The 20,224-nt window shown below is 71.1% G+C and carries 24 protein-coding genes; 1 reads left to right on the top strand and 23 read right to left on the bottom strand.

Annotation, left to right across the window (positions count from 1 at the left end):
• The first annotated feature begins 4 nt into the window (after nucleotides 1-4).
• On the top strand, nucleotides 5-163 hold the full coding sequence (locus tag G6R13_RS12475) for a hypothetical protein (RefSeq protein WP_205521366.1): 159 nt from the start codon (nucleotides 5-7) through the stop codon (nucleotides 161-163).
• A gap of 171 nt (nucleotides 164-334) precedes the next feature.
• On the opposite strand, the gene G6R13_RS11715 is transcribed toward G6R13_RS12475, so the two are convergent.
• From G6R13_RS11715 to G6R13_RS11605, 23 genes are all read right to left on the bottom strand, one after another.
• A complete protein-coding gene (locus G6R13_RS11715) occupies nucleotides 335-607 on the bottom strand; it encodes a hypothetical protein (RefSeq protein ID WP_069941611.1) in 273 nt (90 codons plus the stop codon).
• Nucleotides 604-1,317, bottom strand: coding sequence for a DUF4145 domain-containing protein (locus tag G6R13_RS11710; RefSeq protein ID WP_069941612.1), 714 nt, complete (start codon nucleotides 1,315-1,317; stop codon nucleotides 604-606). The genes G6R13_RS11715 and G6R13_RS11710 overlap by 4 nt, the downstream gene beginning before the upstream one ends.
• A gap of 9 nt (nucleotides 1,318-1,326) precedes the next feature.
• Nucleotides 1,327-1,788, bottom strand: coding sequence for a hypothetical protein (locus tag G6R13_RS11705; RefSeq protein ID WP_069941613.1), 462 nt, complete (start codon nucleotides 1,786-1,788; stop codon nucleotides 1,327-1,329).
• On the bottom strand, nucleotides 1,779-2,558 hold the full coding sequence (locus tag G6R13_RS12470) for a hypothetical protein (protein ID WP_031943847.1): 780 nt from the start codon (nucleotides 2,556-2,558) through the stop codon (nucleotides 1,779-1,781). Before G6R13_RS12470 ends, G6R13_RS11705 begins: the two co-directional genes overlap by 10 nt.
• Nucleotides 2,551-4,320: a hypothetical protein gene (locus G6R13_RS11695; RefSeq protein ID WP_069941614.1), complete on the bottom strand. Its 1,770-nt coding sequence runs from the start codon at nucleotides 4,318-4,320 to the stop codon at nucleotides 2,551-2,553. Before G6R13_RS11695 ends, G6R13_RS12470 begins: the two co-directional genes overlap by 8 nt.
• A 45-nt stretch (nucleotides 4,321-4,365) precedes the next feature.
• The gene (locus G6R13_RS11690) at nucleotides 4,366-4,569 is read right to left on the bottom strand and encodes a hypothetical protein (protein ID WP_061867632.1); all 204 of its coding nucleotides are present in this window, start codon (nucleotides 4,567-4,569) and stop codon (nucleotides 4,366-4,368) included.
• Nucleotides 4,559-5,407 carry a glutaredoxin family protein gene (locus tag G6R13_RS11685; RefSeq protein WP_069941615.1) on the bottom strand — a complete coding sequence of 283 codons (849 nt, stop codon included), beginning with the start codon at nucleotides 5,405-5,407 and terminating at the stop codon, nucleotides 4,559-4,561. The genes G6R13_RS11690 and G6R13_RS11685 overlap by 11 nt, the downstream gene beginning before the upstream one ends.
• 94 nt (nucleotides 5,408-5,501) lie before the next feature.
• The gene (locus tag G6R13_RS11680; RefSeq protein ID WP_069941616.1) at nucleotides 5,502-6,056 is read right to left on the bottom strand and encodes a hypothetical protein; all 555 of its coding nucleotides are present in this window, start codon (nucleotides 6,054-6,056) and stop codon (nucleotides 5,502-5,504) included.
• Between the two features lie 4 nt (nucleotides 6,057-6,060).
• Nucleotides 6,061-6,696 (bottom strand): A24 family peptidase, encoded by a 636-nt coding sequence (locus tag G6R13_RS11675; protein WP_141724186.1) that lies wholly within the window; start codon nucleotides 6,694-6,696, stop codon nucleotides 6,061-6,063.
• On the bottom strand, nucleotides 6,677-10,141 hold the full coding sequence (locus G6R13_RS11670; protein ID WP_163721746.1) for a hypothetical protein: 3,465 nt from the start codon (nucleotides 10,139-10,141) through the stop codon (nucleotides 6,677-6,679). Before G6R13_RS11670 ends, G6R13_RS11675 begins: the two co-directional genes overlap by 20 nt.
• Nucleotides 10,142-10,235: 94 nt before the next feature.
• Nucleotides 10,236-11,438, bottom strand: a complete 1,203-nt coding sequence (locus tag G6R13_RS11665; RefSeq protein WP_163721744.1) for a hypothetical protein — start codon at nucleotides 11,436-11,438, stop codon at nucleotides 10,236-10,238.
• 248 nt (nucleotides 11,439-11,686) lie between these two features.
• Nucleotides 11,687-11,854, bottom strand: coding sequence for a hypothetical protein (locus G6R13_RS11660; protein WP_157571201.1), 168 nt, complete (start codon nucleotides 11,852-11,854; stop codon nucleotides 11,687-11,689).
• A 164-nt stretch (nucleotides 11,855-12,018) separates the two neighbouring features.
• Nucleotides 12,019-12,804, bottom strand: coding sequence for a hypothetical protein (locus tag G6R13_RS11655; RefSeq protein WP_135019327.1), 786 nt, complete (start codon nucleotides 12,802-12,804; stop codon nucleotides 12,019-12,021).
• 155 nt (nucleotides 12,805-12,959) lie between these two features.
• Nucleotides 12,960-13,673, bottom strand: a complete 714-nt coding sequence (locus G6R13_RS11650; protein ID WP_061867360.1) for a hypothetical protein — start codon at nucleotides 13,671-13,673, stop codon at nucleotides 12,960-12,962.
• Nucleotides 13,674-13,688: 15 nt separating this feature from the next.
• A complete protein-coding gene (locus G6R13_RS11645) occupies nucleotides 13,689-14,105 on the bottom strand; it encodes a hypothetical protein (RefSeq protein WP_049159529.1) in 417 nt (138 codons plus the stop codon).
• A 2-nt stretch (nucleotides 14,106-14,107) separates the two neighbouring features.
• Complete coding sequence (locus G6R13_RS11640) at nucleotides 14,108-14,557, bottom strand: hypothetical protein (RefSeq protein WP_031943860.1); 450 nt, start codon at nucleotides 14,555-14,557, stop codon at nucleotides 14,108-14,110.
• Entirely contained in the window at nucleotides 14,554-14,964 is a 411-nt protein-coding gene (locus G6R13_RS11635) for a hypothetical protein (protein ID WP_031943861.1), read from the bottom strand. The genes G6R13_RS11640 and G6R13_RS11635 overlap by 4 nt, the downstream gene beginning before the upstream one ends.
• A 43-nt stretch (nucleotides 14,965-15,007) precedes the next feature.
• Complete coding sequence (locus tag G6R13_RS11630) at nucleotides 15,008-15,190, bottom strand: hypothetical protein (RefSeq protein WP_061867359.1); 183 nt, start codon at nucleotides 15,188-15,190, stop codon at nucleotides 15,008-15,010.
• 99 nt (nucleotides 15,191-15,289) lie between these two features.
• Entirely contained in the window at nucleotides 15,290-16,162 is an 873-nt protein-coding gene (locus G6R13_RS11625; protein ID WP_061867358.1) for a hypothetical protein, read from the bottom strand.
• Nucleotides 16,159-17,025 (bottom strand): type II secretion system F family protein, encoded by an 867-nt coding sequence (locus G6R13_RS11620; RefSeq protein WP_061867357.1) that lies wholly within the window; start codon nucleotides 17,023-17,025, stop codon nucleotides 16,159-16,161. The genes G6R13_RS11625 and G6R13_RS11620 overlap by 4 nt, the downstream gene beginning before the upstream one ends.
• On the bottom strand, nucleotides 17,022-18,605 hold the full coding sequence (locus G6R13_RS11615; protein WP_061873037.1) for an ATPase, T2SS/T4P/T4SS family: 1,584 nt from the start codon (nucleotides 18,603-18,605) through the stop codon (nucleotides 17,022-17,024). The genes G6R13_RS11620 and G6R13_RS11615 overlap by 4 nt, the downstream gene beginning before the upstream one ends.
• Entirely contained in the window at nucleotides 18,602-19,426 is an 825-nt protein-coding gene (locus G6R13_RS11610; protein WP_031943866.1) for a hypothetical protein, read from the bottom strand. Before G6R13_RS11610 ends, G6R13_RS11615 begins: the two co-directional genes overlap by 4 nt.
• Nucleotides 19,423-20,127, bottom strand: a complete 705-nt coding sequence (locus G6R13_RS11605; protein WP_084785986.1) for an SAF domain-containing protein — start codon at nucleotides 20,125-20,127, stop codon at nucleotides 19,423-19,425. The genes G6R13_RS11610 and G6R13_RS11605 overlap by 4 nt, the downstream gene beginning before the upstream one ends.
• Nucleotides 20,128-20,224: the final 97 nt, after the last annotated feature.

The following is a 20,224-nucleotide window of genomic DNA, read 5'->3' as shown; positions in this document are numbered from 1 at the left end:
CCAGATGACCTCGCTCGCCCTGCTCGCTGCTGACGGGCTCTGGGTCAACGACCTGATCGGAAGCAGGCCCATCTCACAGGACCACCGGAGTGAAACCGCAAAGCAGATCATCGCGCTACTCCAGAATGACGTCCATGAATCCGAGGCCAAGCCCAACGGGTAAGCGAGCCAGCGCGCGGTTGGAGAAGGCCGGATCGACGAATCCGTCGAGCGCGATGATGGGCAACCCTGTCAAGCAAGATCGCACCCTGGCACCTCTGTCCAGCAGCACCCAACTGGCTCTGACACATGCGCCTAGTGGGTATACCCGACTGGACGGTTTCTCAGACACACCCTAGCCGTGCGTGCGCCCGTAGGGGGCGCGCCAGGCCGATTCTTCTGCCCGAATGCGGGTGACCCACCCAGCGGGCACCCATGCCTGCAACCGTTCGGTGCTGGGCGCCTCCTCCCAGGCGATCAGCACATGGGTGCTCGACCAGCGGGCAGCCATCGCATCGACCCGTCCCCGGTCGGGGAGCATGACCCGCACGTAGGGGGCGTCCTGGTAGAGCGCGGAGTGGACCTCCTCGGGGCTGCGGAAGGCCGGCGGCTCGTAGACCGGGATCACGACGCCGCGCGCGGGCCGCGGGCGGCGTCGTGGCGGGCCTTGCGTGCCGCGCGCATGCTGGCCTTCTGGGCCGGCTGCTCGTAGAGGACGAAGGCGGCCTCCCAGAGCAGCTCGGCGACGTCGGCGATCTCCTCGGCGGCGTACTGCACGCCGACATGGATGCTGTCGTTGCCCACGAGGCGGGACTCGTGCAGGTCCTCCAGCAGCTCCGCGTCCAGCCGCGGGGTCAGGCTGTTGATCTTGGCCTTGAGGTCCCGGCCGGTGCCGCCCTGGTCCTCGACCATCTCCTCGGTGGCCGCGCGGTAGAGCACGCCAGCGGCGCGCAGAGCTCCCGCGCTCTCACACAGGCTGGCCTCCCGGTAGAGCGAGCGCATCTTCTCCGGCGCCTCCTCGGGCAGGTGGCGGACCGCGGCGAGCGGGTAGACCAGCGTGCGGGAGAGCCGGCGTGGCTCCGTGCCTTCATCCCACTGGTGCTCGGACCATGTGTCCATGACGGTGACAGGCTGCTCGCAGCGGTGGCACTGCATCACCACGATCTCTCGCGCCCCCGAGGTCGGCGGCGGAGAGTCGTTCGTCGGCGAGGGCCGGTACGGCTCCTCGTCGAGATGCGCGTACCTCGGGTAGATCTCAATGCGGGACTCAGGGTCCATGGCCGCGTAGGCCTGGCAGTGCGGGCAGACGCCGGCCATGTTCTCGAAGAGGTACTCCATGGCCGCAGTTTAGGAGCGGATCTGCGTGCCCTTCTCGCGCTGGGCCACACGGGCGCTGCGCAGGGCCCGGGGTCGCGGGGAGGTCTCGTGCTTGAAGGCCAAGTAGTCGACGACGTCGGCCTCGCACCAGAGCCGTCCGCGGGTGACCGGCTCGGGGAACTGGTGGTCGCGCTGGCGCAGGGAGCGGGCCGAGCGCTCGGCCACGCCCAGCAGCTCGTTGACCCGCGGCTCGGCGATCAGGCCGATCACGCGCGGGTCCAGGCCCGCCTCGTGCAGCTCGGTGGCCGCACTGGCCGCGCGGTTGCGCACGGCGGTGGTGGCCGTCTCGTAGGAATTGGCCCCAGCCGCGCGGGCGAGGATGTCCAGCAGTGCTGCGGGGGGCCGGTAGGGGCCCTGGTGGGCGTGGGGGTCCAGGGCCTCGCCCCACCGGCGTGCCGGCGGGGCCGGCTTCTCGTGCTGATTCATCCCCATCGGGTGCGTCCTCCTCGTCGTCCCCACCGGCGGGCGCCGGCCTCGTCCTGGGCCACGCGCTCCTCCTTGGAGCGCACGGCGTTGAAGCTGGTCACGGACAGCCCCACCAGCTGGCCCTGCGTGACGGCGTCGCGGGCGTAGCGGTCGCCCATCTGGGAGGCGATCCAGCCGCCCATGTCCCCGCCGTTGCGGTCGCGCACGTCGGAGACGACGTCGGCGGCCAGGTAGCCGCCCTTGGAGCCGACGTCGAAGGTGCGGGTGCGGCCGCCGCCGATGTCCACGGTGGCGCGGATGTGCACGCGCTTGTCCTGGTGGCGGGCGCCGCGGGCGACGTTGACGATGGACATGCGGGCCGCGTGCAGGCCGGCCCCGCGCTCGGGCGATCCGACGGTCTTGGGCAGCTGGATCCGCACGATGCGGTTGCCGTCGGGCAGGTGGGTGGTCGTGGTGGAGTGGCGGGTCAGGGAGGGCCCGCGCCGGGTGTCCTTGGGGACCACGGTGGGCTTCTTGGCACCTCGCTTGGCTCGCACGGGCACGATCTTGCCGGCGGCGTTGCGCCGACGTCGGGGTGCCTTGGAGACGGCGCCGGTCTCGTGTAGCTCGGTCAGCGCGTCCCGGTAGGACTCGCCCGAGGTCTCCCCGCGGGCGATCTTCTGCATCATGCGCGGGGAGCGGTTCATGGCCGCGCCGAGTTCGGCCCAGGTGAGTCCGTAGGCCGAGCGCACCCGGGTGACGAGCTCGGCGGGGCTCAGCTGTGCCGGGTCACTCACCGTCGGCCTCCTGCTCGTCGTCGCCGGGCAGGTAGTCCGTCCCGTCGACGGGGGCGGCCTGCATCTCGTATTCGGAGTAGGCGGCGTCCACGCCCAGGCGCGCGGCCTTGGCACGCAGCCTGTTGCGGGCGGTCTCGTCGGCGGGAATCTTCAGCGGTCCGGGGACGTAGCCCTGGAGGCGCATGCGTCCCACCCGGCCGTCATCGCCGCCGCCACGCTCCTCGGTCAGGGACCAAGCGGGGACCTCGGTGGTGTAGATCGCGTCGCCGCGCACGCCCAGCAGGGTGTGGGCCGGCACGTGCAGGGCCCCGCCCTGGAGGCCACCGGCCATGGGTCCGGAGAGCATGCGCGCCCGGGCCCGGCCCCAGACCTGCACGGCGAACTCGGGGTGGTAGTAGCGCTGAGCCTGGCCGTCGAAGCGCGGCTTGGTGGTCCAGATGAAGGCCTTGCCGTGCTGCTTGACGTCGGGGGCGTTGGCCGGGACCTCCTTGGGGTCGAAGGTGATGTGGGTCTGCACGCGCCCGCGGGCCGCGAAGTTGCCGATCGTGTTGATCAGGATCGAACGCAGTGCCGCGGAGACGGCGGTCTTGATGATCTCGTCCATCAGCGGGTCGCCGGCGACGGCGGCGCGAGCCTTGACCAGGTTGTCCTTCCAGGTGTCCAGCGGGCGTGCACGCACGCGCCGGTCGCGGTCGCGGGCGCCGGGGACATCGGTGGTGAACGCGACGGACTCGATGGGGTCCAGCTGCCAGCCGTGGCGGGCGGCGACGAAGAACTCGGCGGCGTCGATCCAGGCGCTCCCGGTGGCGCCGGGGCGGTTGGGCCAGTACCAGCCCTCGGAAGCCTTCTCGTGCTGGACGCCGATCAGGCCGATGTGGTCCCAGGTGTCGGGGACCTTGAACTGCACGTGCACGCGAGCGCGGGCGTAGGGGTTCTCCCGGAGCATGTCCGCGGTGTCGTCGCGGCGCAGCCGGTACCCGGGGCCGATGCCCAGCTCACTGCACATGGCTCCGTACATGAAGCGGCCGTCGACGTAGGCGAAGCCGTCGATCTTGGGGGTCTTCGCCGGGTCGTGCAGGGGGATGCAGTCCGGGTGAGTGTCCGAGGAGGATCCGGCCACGAGGTGCTCGACGTGGTGCTGGCCGGAGGTGCGGTGCAGCTCCTCGGCGATGTCCTCGGTCAGCGGGTACGGCTCGAGGTTCTTCGGCAGGGTCAGGGCCCAGAGGTTGGCGCCGGTGGCGGTGGGGCTGTCCATGAGCTTGGCTCCGCGGAAGTGCGCACCGATGATGCCTTCGGTGGCCTGCCAGGCCAGGCGGGCCTGATCCGGGCTCAGCGGGGCGTCGCCGAACCACCCGGAGACGAACTGCACCAGCATGCGCTTGCCGGTCTGGCGGTGCTCGAAACGGCCGGTGGCCGGGGAGCCGAGGTTGTGTCCTCCGTCGATCCAGCCGGGAGTCTGCACCAGCAGCCAGTGGCGCTTGCCCGGCGTGGCCACCGGGGTCTTGCCCGTGAAGAAGATCCGGTCCACACCGACGGCGGCCGCAGTGTCGAGCATGTCGGTGAGGTTCGGGTTCTTCCGACGGGGGCCGATCTTCGGCGGCACCGCCTGCCCGTTGTCCAACACGCCCCGGCCCGTGGTGTAGTCCGCCCACAGGTTCTTGCGGGCGGCGAGGTTGCGGTAGGCCACGGGGCGGAACGTGGTGGGGGTGTTGTCGCGCAGGCCAGCGCGCCCTCCGGGACGCTCGCGGTTGGAGTAGGCCATGGGGACCTCCGGTCGATCTGACAGTTAGGGCAACCCTACATTGCGCTAAGCCTCCTCGGTAGGGAGCAGGTCCAGCGCGTCGAGCTGGCCGGGCAGCACCGCAGGCGGGGACGTGTCGTGGAGATCGTCGGTGTCGCCGTCCGGGGTCGGTTGGCCGGCGTGGGCCAGCAGGGCGAGCTCGGCGGCCAGGGTGTGGGCGCCGCAGTGGCGGCTGCGGTGGCGGGCCAGGCGGCGACGGTCACCTGGCATGGGCCATCTCCGTCTCCAGGGAGCTGCGCCAGAGCGAGGTGTGCACCACGGTGGAGCCGGCGGCCATGATCTGGCCCAGGTGGTGGGCGATGCCGCGGCAGGAGACGGACAGGTGGATGCCGACGGAGCGGCCCAGGCGGTGGATGCCCAGCAGGAGGTTCTCGGCGACGTCAGCCTCGTGTTCCCCGGCCGGGGCGAGGTCGGCCCAGCGCTGGCGCAGATGGGCGTAGTCGTCCAGGACGAGCACGATGGGCTGGAAGGGCTCGGGGTGCTCCTTGGCGAGGGAGGCGACCTCCACCAGGTGGTAGCGCTCGCGCATCAGCTCGCTGGCGGCACGGATTCGCTCGAGCTGGTCGCTGACGTCGGCGGTGACCACCTGCGCATACCGATGGTCCTCGACCTTGTCCAGCTCCCCGGGCAGGCCCAGGCCCCAGGCCTGCCAGCCCACGGAGACCGCGGTCTCCATGATCCCGCGCTGGATCACGCTCTTGCCGCTGTCGCGGTCGCCGATGATCAGCAGGTGACCCTGGCGGGGGTCCCAGAGCACGTGCTCGCCGGCCTCGACGGGGCCCACGTCGATCGTGGCCTGCACGTCGGCGGCCGGCGCGGCCTCCGGGGCCGGGGAGGCGTAGCGGTCGGGGAGGTATCCGTGCCAGTGCTCCCCGGTTGCCTCGTCCACGGTGACCGGCGCGCTGGAGTAGCCCATCTTGCGCAGCTTCTCGACGGCCGCGGGGTCCTGGGAGACGTCGACGAGGGTGTGCGGGATCTTGTGGGCGCGCAGGTGGGCCTTCACGGTCATGCAGGGGCCGCAGCCGGGGCTGGTGTAGATCGTGTACATGGGTGCTCCTCGGTCGGAGATGGCCGGGGCCGTGGCCGGCCCTCACTTCCCATAAGGCCGGCATCCGGCGCTGATGTCCCTCCCCGTTCCGGGGTCAGCTTTCATGCGCCGGGTGCAGCAGCAACGCGTCGGCGGGGATCGTCGAGGTGTGCTCGAGGTGCCCGACCTCGAGGCCGGCGGCCAGCAGGGCCTGGACCGCGGGGTGGTCCTCGGCTAGGTCCTGGAGGAGGACCAGGGGGACGTGTCGCGGAGATGCGGGCGGCGCCGCTTCCTCGGCCGGCGCGGCCGGCAGCGGCGACTCCGTCGCACCATCCGCGGCGAGGGTGCCTTCTGGCTCGGCTTCTGGCGTGGGTTGTGGCGTGGAGTCCAGGCCGGCCTTCCGTTGCAGGCGGGCGAGGTCGGCGTGGCGGGCCGGGGGCAGCTTGGCGGTCTCGAGCAGCTCGAGGGCGCTGGTGAGTCCGGTGTGGTCGCCGCTGGCGAGCCAGGTGGCCACGATCAGGCCCACGCGACCGGCCTTGCCGGAGTCGTGGCCGGGGTCGCCGGGAACAGGGTGGGCCGCGGTGAGGTCGTCGAGCTGGGCGTGCTTGAGCCCGGCGGTGAGCAGGCCGGTCAGCGCACGGCGGTCGCGGGCGGAGAAGGTGCGGGGCACCTGGTCAGGATGCCAGGTAGCCCAGGACGGCGAGCAAGGCGAGCACGTGCCCGGCGACGAGGTACGGGGCCATGGGCACGCGGGTCTTGCGCTGGCCGCGCAGCAGGGCCGGGACCGCGCCGAACAGGGCGGCGAGCACGTAGCTGGCCAGGATGGCCAGCACCCAGGCACCGGGGCCGTGGACACCGATGGCCAGGGCGGCCACGGTGACGAGCTTGACGTCGCCCATGCCGGTGCCGCCGATCAGGTGCATCACCATCAGCACGACGGCGGCGATCACGGTGACCACCAGCCCCTGGAGGGCCCAGGCGCCGTATCCGGTGACCAGCAGCCCCACCGCGGCGCCGAGGTTGATGGCGCCCAGGGCGGCCACGGCCCAGTTCGGGATGAGCCGGTGGGCCCGGTCCACGCGCGCCATGTAGATGCCCAGGCAGGCCAGGGCGATCAGGGCGAGCGCGGCGTGGACCATGAGCACGGGCAGCCCGGCGACCGCGGCGCCGGCGATGCCCAGCAGGGCAGCCAGGGCCCCGCCGGGGCCGATCAGGGTGCGCACCGTCCGCGGCGGCACCGTGTAGGGCGCCGGCGCGGGGTCGGTGGCCGCGGGGGACGTGTCGTGGAGATCAGGCGACACGGTAGCCATGGGCCCGCAGCTCCTCGATCAGGGCGGTGGTCTCCACCTCGGGCTCGAGGTCCTCCTCGAAGGACTCCAGGTAGGAGTAGAGCTTCTCGATCAGGCGGGTGACCTCGGTGTGGTTGCCGGCGGCGGCCTCGGTGACCAGAGCGTCGCGCCAGGCGGCCTCGTTGGCGGGGTCGATCGCGCGGCCGACGCGGGCGGCCAGCTGGGCGTGCTCGCGGTGGCCGGCGGCCAGGGAGCGGGCCACGAGCTCGTGGGCGGCGTCGCAGATGGTCTGGACCATCTCCTGGACCAGGGTCTCGGTCCAGGCGACGTTGGAGGCCTTGGCGTGCTCGAAGGGCACTCCCCTCACCAGACGCATGGCGGCGACCAGGGCGGGGGTGGAGGCCTTCACGGGGTCATCGCCGATCAGGGACTGCACGACCTGCCAGTCGGTGAGCACGTCCTCGTGGACGCGGTAGCCCTCGCTGCCCACGGCGGGCAGGTAGGGGGTGCCGTCCGCGGCCTGGCCGAGCAGGCGGCGGGTCTGGCCGGTGAGCTTGTTGCGGTTGCTGGAGGCGGACTTGCCGTCGGAGCGCTGGGTGGGCCAGAACGCGGCGTGGACGGCCTCGGCGCTCGCGCCGGGGTGCAGGGCCAGGTAGGCGGCCAGGGCGACGCAGCGGGCGGTCTGGGTCGTCGAGACCTCGCCGGTGGCCGCGGTGACGGGGGCCTGGCCCTGGGCGCCGACGAGCTTGAGCTCGCCGAGCATCAGGATCATCGGGGCCTGGGTGGTGGCCTGCTCCAGCAGGTGTGCGGCGTCCAGGTCGATCTGCTTCTGCGGGTCGGTCGAGGCCAGCTGCTCGGGGGCGGCGTCCTTCTCGTCCTCGTCCTCCGCGGGGGACGTGTCGTGGAGATCGGTGGCCGCCTCCTGCTGCGCCGGCTCGGCGGTCGCGGCCGGCTCGGGCTCGGGCTCGGGCTCGGGCTCGGGCTCGGGCTCGGGCTCGGGCTCGGGCTCGGGCTCGGGCTCGGGCTCGGGCTCGGGCTCGGGCTCGGGGGCAGTCTCGGCGGGTCCTGCGGTCTCGGTGACTGCGACGACGGCCGGGGTCTGGTCCTGGGCCTCGGGGGTGATGTCCTCGGGCTCGGTCGGCACGGCGGCCGCCGCGGCCTGGTCCTGGCTCTCCTCGTCCTCGTCCTCGTCCATGGTGTCGTGCGGGGCGGGCGCAGGGGTCGGGGTGTGGCGGGCGGCCTGGGCGGCGAGCACGTCCTCCTCGTTCTCCTCGGCCGGATCGGTCTCGTCCTCGGCGGTCTCAGCGGCGGAGACCGCAGGCTCGGGGGTCAGGGGCAGGTCCTGGGTGTTCTCCTCCTCGTGGAGCATCTCCTCGAGATCGGCCACCGCGCTGAGGTGGGGGCGCTCGTCCAGGACGGTGTTGATGTCGATCGTGGCGGTCGTCCCACGGCCGGTGGAGCGGGGGTCCTCCAGGGCGGTGGCCAGCAGCTCCTTGATCCGCTCGCCCTCCTCGGGGGTGATCTTCTGCGGGCGCAGGTGCTGATTGACCGGGAGCAGGTCGGCGTGGTCCTCGTCCTCGAGGTTCAGGATCCAGTCGGAGGCCAGGGGGTTGGCGGTGGTGACCGCGGCGATGCCCAGCCGCGGGATGGCGCCGGCCAGGTCGGTGAGGCGACGAGCCTGGGCGGGGGTGGGCTCCAGGCCCAGCAGGACGATCTCGGGGCCGAAGGCCTCTTCCTGGTTGGCGGCGCGGGCCTGGTCGAGGGTGGCGGCGTCCTGCTCGTCGAGGGCGCGGCGGATGTCCTTGGCCTTGCCGTCGAGCTGGCCGATCAGCTGGTCCAGGTCGTCGATCTGGCGGACGCGGCCGTCGCTGACGACCTTGGCCAGGCCGTCGGCGACTCCGACGAGCGTGATGGTGACGTTCTCGGACCAGCTGGAGGTGGCCAGCTCCACGGCCATGGCATCGAGGACCTGGGTGGTCAGCTGGGGGTCGCCGTCGATGCCGAGGGTGCCCAGGCGCTCGAGGTCGAGCAGGACCTGGGAGCGAGTGTCGTCCTGGCCGACGGTGACCAGCGAGGGGTAGGGGGCAGCGGGCAGGTCGGGGTCGATGTCGATGGAGCCGGAGGCCAGCGTCCAGACGACGCCGTCGTCGGTCTCGGCCACGAAGGGCTCGGGCAGCTGCGCGGGGGCCATGAGGTAGAGGGCGATCTGCTCGGGCGAGACGCGCACGAGGAACAGCTCAGGCAGGTCCTGGCCGTTCTCGTGGGCCCAGCGGGCCAGCCAGCGCTGGACGACGTCGAGCTCCTCAGCCTGCTCGGGCTCGGCGACCACGCGCAGCTGGGTCTCCAGCTGCGCGGTCTGCTCCTCGGGCATGGGGACGGACTGGCCGGGCTGACGGCGGCGGCGCTGGAGCTGGCGGCGCAGGCCGACGATGCCCAGCAGTCCGGCCGCGGCGAAGGCGCCGATGCCGCCGATGGTGGCCCATGCGGGGACCTCCTCCGGGGCAGCCTGCTCCTGGTGGGAGGACAGATCGGCGGGGGCCGGCGCGGTCTGCGTGAACGCGCCGCCGGGGACGGCGGAGGGGCCCTCCTGCTCGGCGGGGGCCGTGGAGGGTGCCGCAGACACGGCCTCGCCGGGCAGCGGGTGCTGGGCGTCCTGGGCCGGCGTGGAGTCCGAGGCGGCGCTCGGGGCGGCGGCCGCCTCGGGGGCCGGCGTGGCCGAGTCGTCGGCAGGGGCGGAGGGTTCGGCCGACGCCGGTGCGGAGGGCGCCGCCGGGGCGGGGGCCTGCTGGGAGGGGGCCGGTGTCGCGGAGGTGGAGCCGGCGCCGGTGGGGCCATCGGGCAGCTCCACGGTCCAGCCGGTCATGATGAGGTCGGGATCGGTGAGGGTCTGGCCGTCGGCCTGGGGCGTGGAGCGCATCTGCTCGGCGAGCTCGCCCCACCGACTGCCCTGGCCCAACTCGTCCCGGGCGATGCCCCAGAGCGTGTCTCCCTCCTGCACGGTGTAGGTCCGCTCCCCCGCGGCGGCCGGGGTGTCCTGGGTCGTGTCCTGGGTGGTCTGGCCCTCCTGGGCCATGGCGACGGCGGCGGGAGCGGAGGCGGTGTCCTGTGGGGTCAGGGCGAAGGCGGGGCTGCCACCGCCGAGAGCGAGCACGGCGGCGATCAGCGCGCCGGCCAGGGCCTGCTGCGGGCGCAGCGCTCCGCCCAGGTTGGGGGTCTCGACGCGGCGGATGAGGCTGATCACCTCGACCACGAGCGAGTAGACGAAGGAGGCCCAGAAGCCCCACGCGATCAGGGGCAGCACGGTGCCCATCAGGAACGTGCCGCCGAAGTCGATGCCGGTCAGGGCCTGCTGGAGCTCGGCGGTGCTGGGGATGGGGTTGCCGACCAGCAGGATCAGGGCGGCGGGGATGCCGACCACCAGGGCGGTCAGGGCCAGCAGGGCCGCAAGGCCTTTGAGGGTGCGCATGGGGCGTGTCTCCGCTCGCGTGGGTAGAGGTCTTCACGGGGTAGAAGGCTGGGGCGGTCCCCCGATGTCCCTTCTAAGTTGATCTGAGGTCAGTTTAGGCGGTGAGGTGGGCCGCCTCAAGGCTGTCACGCTCCGCGCCACCTTGCCGGAACAGCATCCGCATGGCCGCCAGGGCCGCGATTCGATCCGGAGACTCCACTCCCGCGGCCGCCGCGCGCGCTCGCGCATCCGCCTGGCGATCCCGGTGCATCGCCTCGCGCGCCGCCTCCGCCCGCTCACGAGCTCGGGCAGAGGCTGAGGCGAGCACGAGCCCGCCGGGGTCCTTCCAGTGCTCCAGGCGCCACCGCAGGTAGCCGCGAGCTCGAGCGGCGTCCTGGCCGGCGTCCAGGCTGTGGAGCCGGTGCGCGCCCTGGGGGGTGTGGTCCAGGGCGTGGAGCAGGTCGGCCGGGGTCCAGCCGGCCTCGAGGAAGGGACGGATCAGCGAGCGGACGTCCCGGGCCGAGAGCACGCGCAGACCCAGAGCGCGATCCTGGACGGTGCGGGCGGCGGCCAGCTGCTGACGACGGGTGGCCACTGCACGGTTGCAGGGCCAGAGCTCGACGAGTCCGCGGTCGCGCGCGTGCGTGGTTCCTCTACGAGTTCTAGTAAGTGAATCCTCTAGCGAGGAAGGGTGCCAGTTTTTCTCCACAGCCCCACGGATCCGACGCTGACCTGCACGCTCCCGTGCTTCGGCCGCGGCGTCGGCACGGTGCCTGGCGAGGATCTTCTCCACGTCCAGGTGGGCGGTGCAGCACAGCACGTAGACCGCCGCCTCGTTGATCCGCTTGCCACGCTCGTCCGGGGTCGCGTAGGCGGCAGAGCGTCCGGCAGCGACGCGTCCGATCACCCCGTGTCGCATCAGCCAGGCGATGGCCGCGGTCACCGTCGAGGCGCTCCGGCCGATCATCTTCGCCAGGCGCTTGTGCCCGGGACGGGAGATCATCTTCGACCAGTCCGCGCAGGCCGCCAGCGCACCCACCAGAGATTCCATCAGCCGCCGACGGGTCCGGGAGAGGCCCTGCCAGGCAGGCAGTGCCCGCAGGGCGGGAACGGCGTCGCCCAGGTGCTCCAGACGCCGGGAGCCGGCGGGCACCGCGGCCAAGATCACGTCGATGTCGCCCTCCCGGGCACGCGAGGGCCGGCGCCAGTTCTGACGGCACGGATTCGTGATCCGACCCCGCACGGGCCGGGCCGGCTTCCGGCGATGACGCAGCAGCCGGGCGAGGGTGGACTCCCCCAGGCACGGCGCCGAGGACACGGCCGACGGGAGGGGGGACGTGTCGCGGAGAGGGATTTTGGGTAGACTTGGGCACGACAAGAGCGACGTACCTCCTTCCAGGGAGGGACAGAGCCGGATCCCTTGGCGGGGATCCACCCGAGATCGAGAGCTTCACTGGCGAGTGAGAAGCAGCTCTCGAACAACTGAAATCTTCAGACCGGCACCCTTGGCGGGGTGCTAGTCGCAAGAAGGCGGTTCCGTTGGCGCGGGGCCGCCTTCTTGCATGCTCAGGCGATCTTCACGTCGAAGGCCTCCTGTCCGTTCGACTCGGGGACCTCGTTGGCGTCGAGGTCGGCCAGGATCAGGGATGCGACGTAGTCGGTGACGGTCTCGCCCCGGTAGTCCACGCGGGCGTGCAGCTTCTCCTCGTAGGACCTGGGGAGCTTCGTGGTCACGCTGAAGCGGTCTCCCTTGGACGGGCGACCGCCAGTGCGCCTGGTGGGGCGAGGGTTCGACGGGGGCGTGCGCATGGTCACAGAGTATCCCAATCCGATTCGTCCGAGCCTGCATCTGGAAACAACACGCCGGGGCAGACCAAAGGCCTGCCCCGGCGCGCACGTTACGGCCGCACGTTCAGCGCCTGGAACTCGCCGATCCGCACGTCCTGCGAGGAGCGCGTGAGGGTCTCGATCACCCCGGACTGGCCCTGGGCGGTCCACTCCACGGACCATGTCGTGATCGCCGTGACCTTGTAGGTGGGGTTGGACATCTTCATGTACGTGTGCCCGCAGTCCGGGGACTCCTGCTTGCCGAAGCGGTCCTCGTAGACGGTGCCGGGACCGTCGCAGACCACCTGCGTCCCATCGCCCATGTCCCAGGTGACGTGCACCGGCCGCGCCGTGGCCTGCACGGCGATCCCGTTCACGTCCTTGGAGACCGTGTACGGCCCCCACGCCTGCGGATCGTCAGGGTTCCCGACCCACATCCACGCCGGCAGACCCACAGCACCCGTGCCGTTTTCCGCCACCGGGTACGGCACCATGCCGATCTCGATGCCCTTGAGCTGCATCTCCTTCACGACTGTCTGGGCGGCCTGGCGGATCTCCCCCGGCCCGGCCTGCGTGGAATCCATCCAGCGCGTCTTCACTGGCTGACCGAGCGTCAGCCCATCGCTCGGGTTGCACTGCTCCCACGCGCCCCGTTCTGGATCCTTGCCCGCCGGCGGAGTCGGCTGCGGCGACATGTTCACCCACACGCAGTCATTGACCGGGTCGTAGTTCACGTCACAGCGGTACGGGACGCTGTCGCCAGGCAGAGGCTCGTTGATCTCGCAGAAGTTCGCCCGCTTCGGGGCCTTCCCGTCCCGGCCCAGCACGGGCTGCGCGTTCTGTCCCTTACCCGGCACCGTGGCCTCCACCAGGCAGCTAGAACCCGTGCTGCCTGCACGGCATCGCCCATCAGCGGTCGTCCCCGTGGCCTGGGCCGCTGCCCCCGTCGCGCCGACGAGAGCGCTCGCGGTCAGAACCCCCGCGGCCGCCATGGCGGCCCACCTGTTACGGGTCAGCACGAGGTCTCCTCCGGTCCGTTCAGCGGAGGCAGCTCGCTGGAGACGACGCTCCAGACGCCGTCGTCCTCGTTCCAGAGCACCGCGTACTTCACGATGAACCGCTGCGTGGCGCCGGTGTCCACAGGCTTGCCATCCTTGCCGGTGATCTTCACACCCGAGTTGTCCTCGCACACGCGCAGGTTCACCGAGGCGTTCTCGACCAAGGTGCCATCAGCATGGACGGACGGGCCCGCCAGGCCGTCGATCAGCTCCACCTTCGAGGCGCCCCGGTAGGTGGCCCCCGTGGCGAGCGTCTTCTCCACGTTGGCCTTCTGCTGAGTCAGCTCGCCCTGCTGTGCCGCCACGGACAGGCGATCCGCGTTCTTCGCGTCACCGCTGTTCAGCACGTCCGACGAGACCGTGTAGAGCAGCTCAACCGCCTTGAACGCGCTCGCCTTCGCCTCCTCCTGGCCCCCCGGCTTCTTCGAGGTGACCGGCTTGTACTCCGGCAGCGCAGACGACGACGCGCTCGTCGAGCTCGAGGAAGCGGAGGACGAAGACACGTTCGCGGACGACGACCCGTCCTCGATCGGCGCAAGCGAAGACTGCGAGGCGCTCGCGGACGTGGAGTTGCCACCCGGCGTGCCACCGCCGTTGCAGCCGGTGAGCGTGAGCGCCAGAGCCAGGACGGCTCCGGTGTATGCGGTGGTCTTGGTGACGCGGCTCATGGTGTCTCCTTGCGGTCAGCGGGTGTTCGAGTGGATCTGGGCGGTGCCCTGGCCGTGGCCGGTCAGGACGCCGGTGGGGATGAAGCGTGGGGTGTAGGGGACGTCGACGTCCACAGTGACCTTGGTGGGGGTGACGTTGACGGTGCCGGTGGCTCCGGCTTCGGCGATCATCCCCTGGGCGGCGCGCGCGGCGGCCGCTCTGTCCAGGGTGATGTCCTCGCCGCGGGCGGCTCCGGCCGTGGTGCCAGCGTTGGCGCCGGCGCGGGCGGCCTGGTGGGCGATGGTGACGGCCTCCTCGGAGGCGCGCACCTTGCCGTTCCAGTCGATGCCGATGCCGAAGCCGACGAGCACGATGATGGGGACGAGCATCAGGACCAGCAGGGAGGACTCTCCGTGCTCGCGGCCGAGCCAGGCGCGGAAGCGGGCGATCATGCTCAGCCCCTCTCTCGATAGGTGTCCACGGGGGACGTGGCGTCGGCGGTGATGGTCCAGGACCCGGGAGTGCCGGGGATGGCCAGGTCGGAGAGCGGCACCGTGCAGGTGATGGTGGCGGAGACGGACCCGGGGATGCCGGGGGCGTTGCGCAGGGCGGAGGTGTCCAGCGTGATGTTCTGGGAGCCGCACGTGAAGTCGGTCTGGTCCAGGGTCATGCGGGCGGACTGGCGCGCATTGGACTCGGCCTGGCCGGGGTTGCGGGCCAGGGTGGCCTCGCGGGCGGCGACGCCGGCCGCCGACTCGATGGAGGTCTGTGCTGCTCCGATGCGGCCGCCCATGACGGCGATGGCGATGAGCAGTCCGATGGCCGGAGCCACGATGAGCAGCCCGACGCCGGACTCGCCGCGCTCATCACGCAGCCAGGCCAGGGACGTGTCGCGGAGGTTCACTTGACCACCCTCTCGACGGGCCCGGTCACGGACCGGGAGACGGACGGGCTGATCCACTGCCCGGTGTAGGCCGGCGCGGTGCCGGTGACGGTGACGGTCATCCGCTCCCCGGTGGTGCTGATGTTCACGGAGGCGCCCTGGAGGGTGCCCGAGTGCTGGGAGATGACCTGCTGGGCGGCCGCCTGGCCCTCGGCGCTCGAGCCGCCCATGACTCGGGAAGTTGCGTAGGCCGCGTTGGCCGCGGACTGGGCCACGGTCGAGGCCTGGTAGTAGGCGCCGGCCTGGGGGACGAGGAACACGAGCAGGAGGGCCACCGGCACGATCAGCAGCGAGGCGATGTTCGAGGAACCCGTCTCGTTGCGTGCATGGGCCTCGAGGTGCGCTCGAAGCGGTGCCGTGATGTTCATGGTGACCCCCCTGCTCGTGGTGTTCCGTCCCTGGCTGGTCTAGTCAGCCCAGCTCGCCGACCTTGTTGGTAGCGAAGGTGTTGATGCCGGCCCAGACCAGGGCGGCCAGCACGACGGCGGCGAGCACGCCGAGGATGATCTCGATGGTCTCGGCGCCGGCCTCGTCCTCGTGCTTGTCCTGGATCCAGGCGCGGAGGATCAGGTACTGCTGCATCAGCTTGTTCATGGTGAGTCCCCTCGTGTGGTGGAAATGGCCTCGGGACGGTCCCGATGCGGGTGGGTGGGTGGATGGGAGATCACGATCTCCGGGAGGAGCTCGCGCGTCTCACGCGCTCATCAGCGTCAGCATCAGAGGGGTGAGGACGATTAGCGTGAACATCAACGCGATGAACATGATGATGTTCTTCATGCGGCCGGAAGCCTCATTCTCACGGGCTGCCTCGGCGTTGAGCATCCGCACGCGCATGTTGCGACCCAACGCGCGCAAAGGCTCGTAGACGCTGGCCCCATTGTCTCCGCTCAGGCGCATGATGCGGGCGGCATCGGTGAGCTCGGGGACGTGGAGCTGCGTGGCCAGGGTCTCCAGGGCGGTCCAGGGCTGGACCTTGGTGAAGCGAGCCCGGACCAGTTCCTGACGGATCCGCTGGAAAGCCCAGGTGTCGCCGATGGCGGCTGCGTTTTCCAGAGCCACCGTGGGCTGGGCGTTGCGGCCGCGCTCAGAGGCCAGCAGCTCGACGAATACCGCGACCGCGCGTGCGAAGTCAGTGCGTGCCTTGGTCGCTCGCTTGCGGGCGGCCGAGTCAGGTGCCAGCCAGGCGACGGCGGCGACGAGCAGGCTGATCAGCAGGGACAGCCACAGCGGCAGGGAGTAGAGCACCTGTGCGGCCACGCTCAGGGCGAGGCAGACCACGAACACGAGTGTGGCGCCGTAGATCTTGGCCCAGGTGTGGCGGCTGCGGGTGGTGCCCAGGATGTCCAGGTCGGCGTCGGTGAGGCCGTTGACCAGGGCCGGCGGCAGCGTGCGCATCGTCCACTGCGAGGCCCGCTCCTGCCAAGAGAGCGCGCCGCCTCCGGAGGTGCTGGTCACGATGCCGTCGAAGGCCGCCGCGCGCAGGCGCGGACGCTGGGGCAGCAGGGGCCAGATCAGCGCGGTCGCGGCCAGGCCGAACAGCATGCCGGCGATGATGATCATCATCATGACGAGCTCCTAGCGGTCAGCAGGCGGACCTGCGGCGGCGGGGCTACCACGCGGGTCATCCAGATGATGAGCCCTGCGGTGACCAGAGCCAGGACGAGGTAGAGCGCCTGGCCCAGCGGGGTCTGGTAGGCGGCCATGGGCCCGCCCATTCCGGGGACCAGGCACAGGGAAATCACCACGATGGTGATCACGATGCGGGCCTCACGGCGGGCGCCGGCGCGGTCGGCGTAGATGGCCCGGCGCTTGGAGACCTCTTCCTCCACGGAGGTGGAGAGGTCGTCCAGGGCGTTCGCCAGGCCCTGGCCGCGCTGATTGGCGGCCAGGATCAGCTGCATGACGACCAGGTCGCCGGTCTGGTCTCCCCATTCCAGGCCCAGGCGCTTGAGGGCGTCTGCGGTAGGCCAGCCGGCCTTGATGCGGGCATTCATCGTGGCGATCTCGTCCCGGATCAGGTCGCCGGCGTTGGGCATGGAAGCGGCCAGTGCGGTCTCCAGGGAGGTTCCTGCGACGATCAGGCCGGAGAGCGAGCGCGTCCACATCTCCATCTGCGCCAGCTTCTCGATCTGGGCCGATCCCCCGCCGGAGCCGAAGGCCAAGCGCAGGAGGATGACGGCGCCGGGCAGGGCGACGAGGTAGACGAGCAGGCCGGTGAACAGCGCAATGAAGAAGCCCACGGCGGCGGCGATGCCCACCATGATCCACGTGTTGCGGTCCATGCGGCGGCCGAGTCCCTTGAGGGCGGTGAGCCAGCGCGGATCGGGTGCAGGGGCCTTGGGAGGGGCGGGCCAGAGCCAGTTCACGGCAGCCATGCCCAGGCCGAGGATGCCCAGGGCAAAGCTCAGAGGGAGCAGGAGCGAGCTCATCGGGCACCTCCGGCCAGGCGCAGCAGGTCGAAGCCGGTGCGTTCGAGATCGTTGCGCAGGCGGTTGTCCACGGGAGGGGCCACGGGCACGGCGTTCTCGTCGCCGGGACCCATGCGGAACAGGTCGGCCACCGAAATGCCCTTGTCGGTGTCGCCGGGCAGCACCTCGGAGATCGAGATGATCTTGCGCTTCACCGAGCCATCGGGCTGAGGCACCTTGCGCATCTGCACGACGACGTCGATGTGGTAGCCCAGCTGGCGAGCCATGTAGGTCTCGGAGAACTCGTTCATGCCCAGGCCGACCAGACGGCGCACGGCCTCCTCGCCGGAGTAGGCGTGGACGGTGCAGTAAGTTCCCGCGCCGGTCTGCATCGCGGAGATCATCGCGCCGATCTCCGAACCGCGGACCTCGCCGACCAGGATGCGTGCGGAGTTCAGACGCAGGGCCTTCTCCATGGCCATGGTCAACGTGTACTCGCCGATGGTGCTGCCGTCGGCGGCGCGCTCGCCCGATCCGGGGCGAGCCTGAAGCTCGATCGGCGGGACCAGGCGAGAGTCGAGCCGGTCCAGGTGCAGCTCGCGCTCCTTCTCGATGGTCACGATCTGCTCCAGCGGGCCGATCTTCTCCGCCAGGGCGCGCATCAGGGTCGTCTTGCCGTCGCCGCCGAAGCCGCTGATGACGATCGTCTTGCCGGCCTGCACGAGCGCCGTGAGGAACTCGGCGGCCAGGGGGCTCAGGGTGCCGTTGTCGACCAGCTGCTCCAGGGTGATGTTCACCAGCCGATGGATGCGGAATACGGCGGTGGGCCGCGTGGAGACCGGGCGGGCGGTGGCGGCCAGACGGACCGAGCCCATCAGGTCCATGTCCAGGTCGGGGTGGGCCGCAGAGAAGGGGCGGGACTCCTCCCCCGCGTTCGCGGCGAGGAACTGGAGCTCGGCCATCATCTGCTCATCGGTCTCGAAGACGGGAGGGCGGCGCTCCATGCTGCCGCCGGCCTTCTCCACCCAGACGTGGTCGGAACCGATCATGTGGATGTTCTCCACCCCGGGCTCGTCCACGAGTGCCTGGAATCGGCCCAGACGGAACATCGCATCGAAGGTGGCCTGGCGCAGTGCCGCCTGCTCTTCGGCAGTCCATGCGGCGTCGCGGCCGCCGGTCTGCACGTTCTCACGCATCTGCTCGATGATCGCGCGGTCGATGTGCCGCCAGCCCATGGCGTGCAGCTCGCTCTCGGGCAGGTCGATGCGGTCGGCGGTCTCCTCGGCGTGCCAGTCCACGGCCTTGGCGCGCAGCACGTCGACGATCGACCAGAAGCCCGTCAGCTCCGTGGTGTTGCTCGGCCGGGCCGGGGCGCTCTGCTCGGCCTGCGGTGCCGGCTCGGGCACAGCAGTCAGCGGCCGGGACAGCCCGGGCAGCTCAGCGGAATCGGTGGGAGACGGGGTAGTGCCCAGCGGGCGAGCCAGGTGAGCGCCGGCGGAGGCGGGGATCAGGGACGGCCGGGCCGGCTTGGCCGGGGTGCTCTCGGTCAGGAACGGGAGGTTGAGCAGGTCCAGGGACATGTCGGGGGTCTGATCCTTCATCGCTGCTCTCCTCCGGTCTCGGTGGGCATGTCCGCCTCGATGAGCTGGCGGCGGGCCATCAGCGCGTCCGCGAGGGAGGCGTTGGCGGCACCGATGGCCCGCGTGTAGGAACGCAGCCTCCAGGACGTCGCCTGGGCGCCCCCGCCGAAGTGAGCGCCGGCTTCCGGGCTCTGGGGAAGGCGTCCACGCACCGGCAGGCCCAGCACCTTGGAGATGTCCTTGGAGGGGAACTCCTGGGCTCGATCTTCGACCACGAGCAGGGAGGACGTGTCCACTGCCCCCGCGGTAGCGCGGGCCTCCAGCACGGCCGGCAGATAGGCACGCGCCGCGGCCACGGAGACCAGGTCGCTGCGCACCACGACGCTCAGGTGGTCGCTGTCACGCCAGAGCGCCTCCCGTCCGTGGGCGTTCTCGGAGCGGCCAGCGTCGACGATCACGTCGATGTCCTGGCCAGAGACGGCGCGCAGAGCCATCATCAACTCCGGCCAGAGGCCCCGCATGGATCGCGCGGCCAGCGGCTCGGACATGGCGGGCAGGAGCCAGCGGGAAGGCTGGCCAGCGTCCTGGCCCGTTCCCAGGTCGACGGCGTAGTCCCAGATGTCCTGCTCCGTCAGGGCCTGTCGCATGGAGTTGTGGGCGATGCCCATCAGGCCGCTGTCGGCCGGCATGCTGCCCTGCAACCACCCGGCGAGCACGGATGAGGGCTTGCTGACGTCGGCCTCCACGAGCAGCACAGGGCGCGGCCACTGCAACGTCATGGCCACGGCCGTGGTGCTCACCCCCGGGCTGACGCCGAAGGCCGCAAGGGTCAGGATGCTCACTTCTGCGCTCCCTGCATGATCACGCTGGCGGTGCCGGCGGCACCCCAGGTGGCGACCTTCTGGGCGTCAGCCTGCTTCACGCGCAGATCCACGGTGGTCTTCCCGCTGTTCTGGTCATGGTGGCTGGCCTCGACCACGGCCGCGACGGGGTCGTGATTCTGGTTCTCGTCACCGGCCTTGGTGTTCTGGTTGCCCGGGGTGAAGAGGACCTGGACGTGATCTCCTGCGGCCATCTCCCGGGCAGGCAGGCGCCCGACCTCCAGAGCCAGGCCCACCAGCGATTCGCCGTCCTCCACACCCAAGGACGTTGCCGTGGACGTGCGCGTGATGGTGCTGCCCGGCTGGAGGTCGGTCGTGGCCACCTGCCCCTGGATCTGCTGGGCCTCGGTCGCGGGGACCAGCACGCTGGGGTCGCCGGCCACGCGCACGGACGAGAGCATGGAGGACTCGATCTTCTGCCCTCGCTCCACGGGAGCGTTCACCACCAGGTAGGGCTTGGCCTCGTTGGCCTGGGTCCCCACGAACGCGCCGAGGCCGCCCAGGGCAGCCAGGGCGACGGCGACAGCCACACCGCCCACGCGGCGCTTGGCCACCGGCGTCGGCGCAGGACGGCCCACGGGAGCCGCCGCGCTGGAGCCGGCCTCGCTGACGCGCGGGTTCTCGGTGGGGGTCACCTTGGGCGACCGCTTTCTCAGAGCCACCTTGGCCTGCCTTTCTCGCTACTGGGGGGACTGCACGGGGAGCGTATCAAACCTGCCAGCCGTGATGGCAGGTGGCTTGGTCCTTCACCAGACATAA

This window comes from Micrococcus sp. Alg238-R198 (genome assembly GCF_900537135.1).
GTDB classification, from domain to species: domain Bacteria; phylum Actinomycetota; class Actinomycetes; order Actinomycetales; family Micrococcaceae; genus Micrococcus; species Micrococcus luteus.
This window is presented reverse-complemented; position numbering and strand designations above follow the sequence as displayed.

Coding starts and splice junctions, on each gene's coding strand:
- G6R13_RS12475 (WP_205521366.1), top strand. CDS start 5: ATGACCTCGCTCGCCCTGCTCGCTGCTGACGGGCTCTGGGTCAACGAC.
- G6R13_RS11710 (WP_069941612.1), bottom strand. CDS start 1,317: ATGGAGTACCTCTTCGAGAACATGGCCGGCGTCTGCCCGCACTGCCAG.
- G6R13_RS11705 (WP_069941613.1), bottom strand. CDS start 1,788: ATGGGGATGAATCAGCACGAGAAGCCGGCCCCGCCGGCACGCCGGTGG.
- G6R13_RS11695 (WP_069941614.1), bottom strand. CDS start 4,320: ATGGCCTACTCCAACCGCGAGCGTCCCGGAGGGCGCGCTGGCCTGCGC.
- G6R13_RS11690 (WP_061867632.1), bottom strand. CDS start 4,569: ATGCCAGGTGACCGTCGCCGCCTGGCCCGCCACCGCAGCCGCCACTGC.
- G6R13_RS11685 (WP_069941615.1), bottom strand. CDS start 5,407: ATGTACACGATCTACACCAGCCCCGGCTGCGGCCCCTGCATGACCGTG.
- G6R13_RS11675 (WP_141724186.1), bottom strand. CDS start 6,696: ATGGCTACCGTGTCGCCTGATCTCCACGACACGTCCCCCGCGGCCACC.
- G6R13_RS11670 (WP_163721746.1), bottom strand. CDS start 10,141: ATGCGCACCCTCAAAGGCCTTGCGGCCCTGCTGGCCCTGACCGCCCTG.
- G6R13_RS11650 (WP_061867360.1), bottom strand. CDS start 13,673: ATGAGCCGCGTCACCAAGACCACCGCATACACCGGAGCCGTCCTGGCT.
- G6R13_RS11645 (WP_049159529.1), bottom strand. CDS start 14,105: ATGATCGCCCGCTTCCGCGCCTGGCTCGGCCGCGAGCACGGAGAGTCC.
- G6R13_RS11635 (WP_031943861.1), bottom strand. CDS start 14,964: ATGAACATCACGGCACCGCTTCGAGCGCACCTCGAGGCCCATGCACGC.
- G6R13_RS11630 (WP_061867359.1), bottom strand. CDS start 15,190: ATGAACAAGCTGATGCAGCAGTACCTGATCCTCCGCGCCTGGATCCAG.
- G6R13_RS11625 (WP_061867358.1), bottom strand. CDS start 16,162: ATGATGATGATCATCATCGCCGGCATGCTGTTCGGCCTGGCCGCGACC.
- G6R13_RS11620 (WP_061867357.1), bottom strand. CDS start 17,025: ATGAGCTCGCTCCTGCTCCCTCTGAGCTTTGCCCTGGGCATCCTCGGC.
- G6R13_RS11615 (WP_061873037.1), bottom strand. CDS start 18,605: ATGAAGGATCAGACCCCCGACATGTCCCTGGACCTGCTCAACCTCCCG.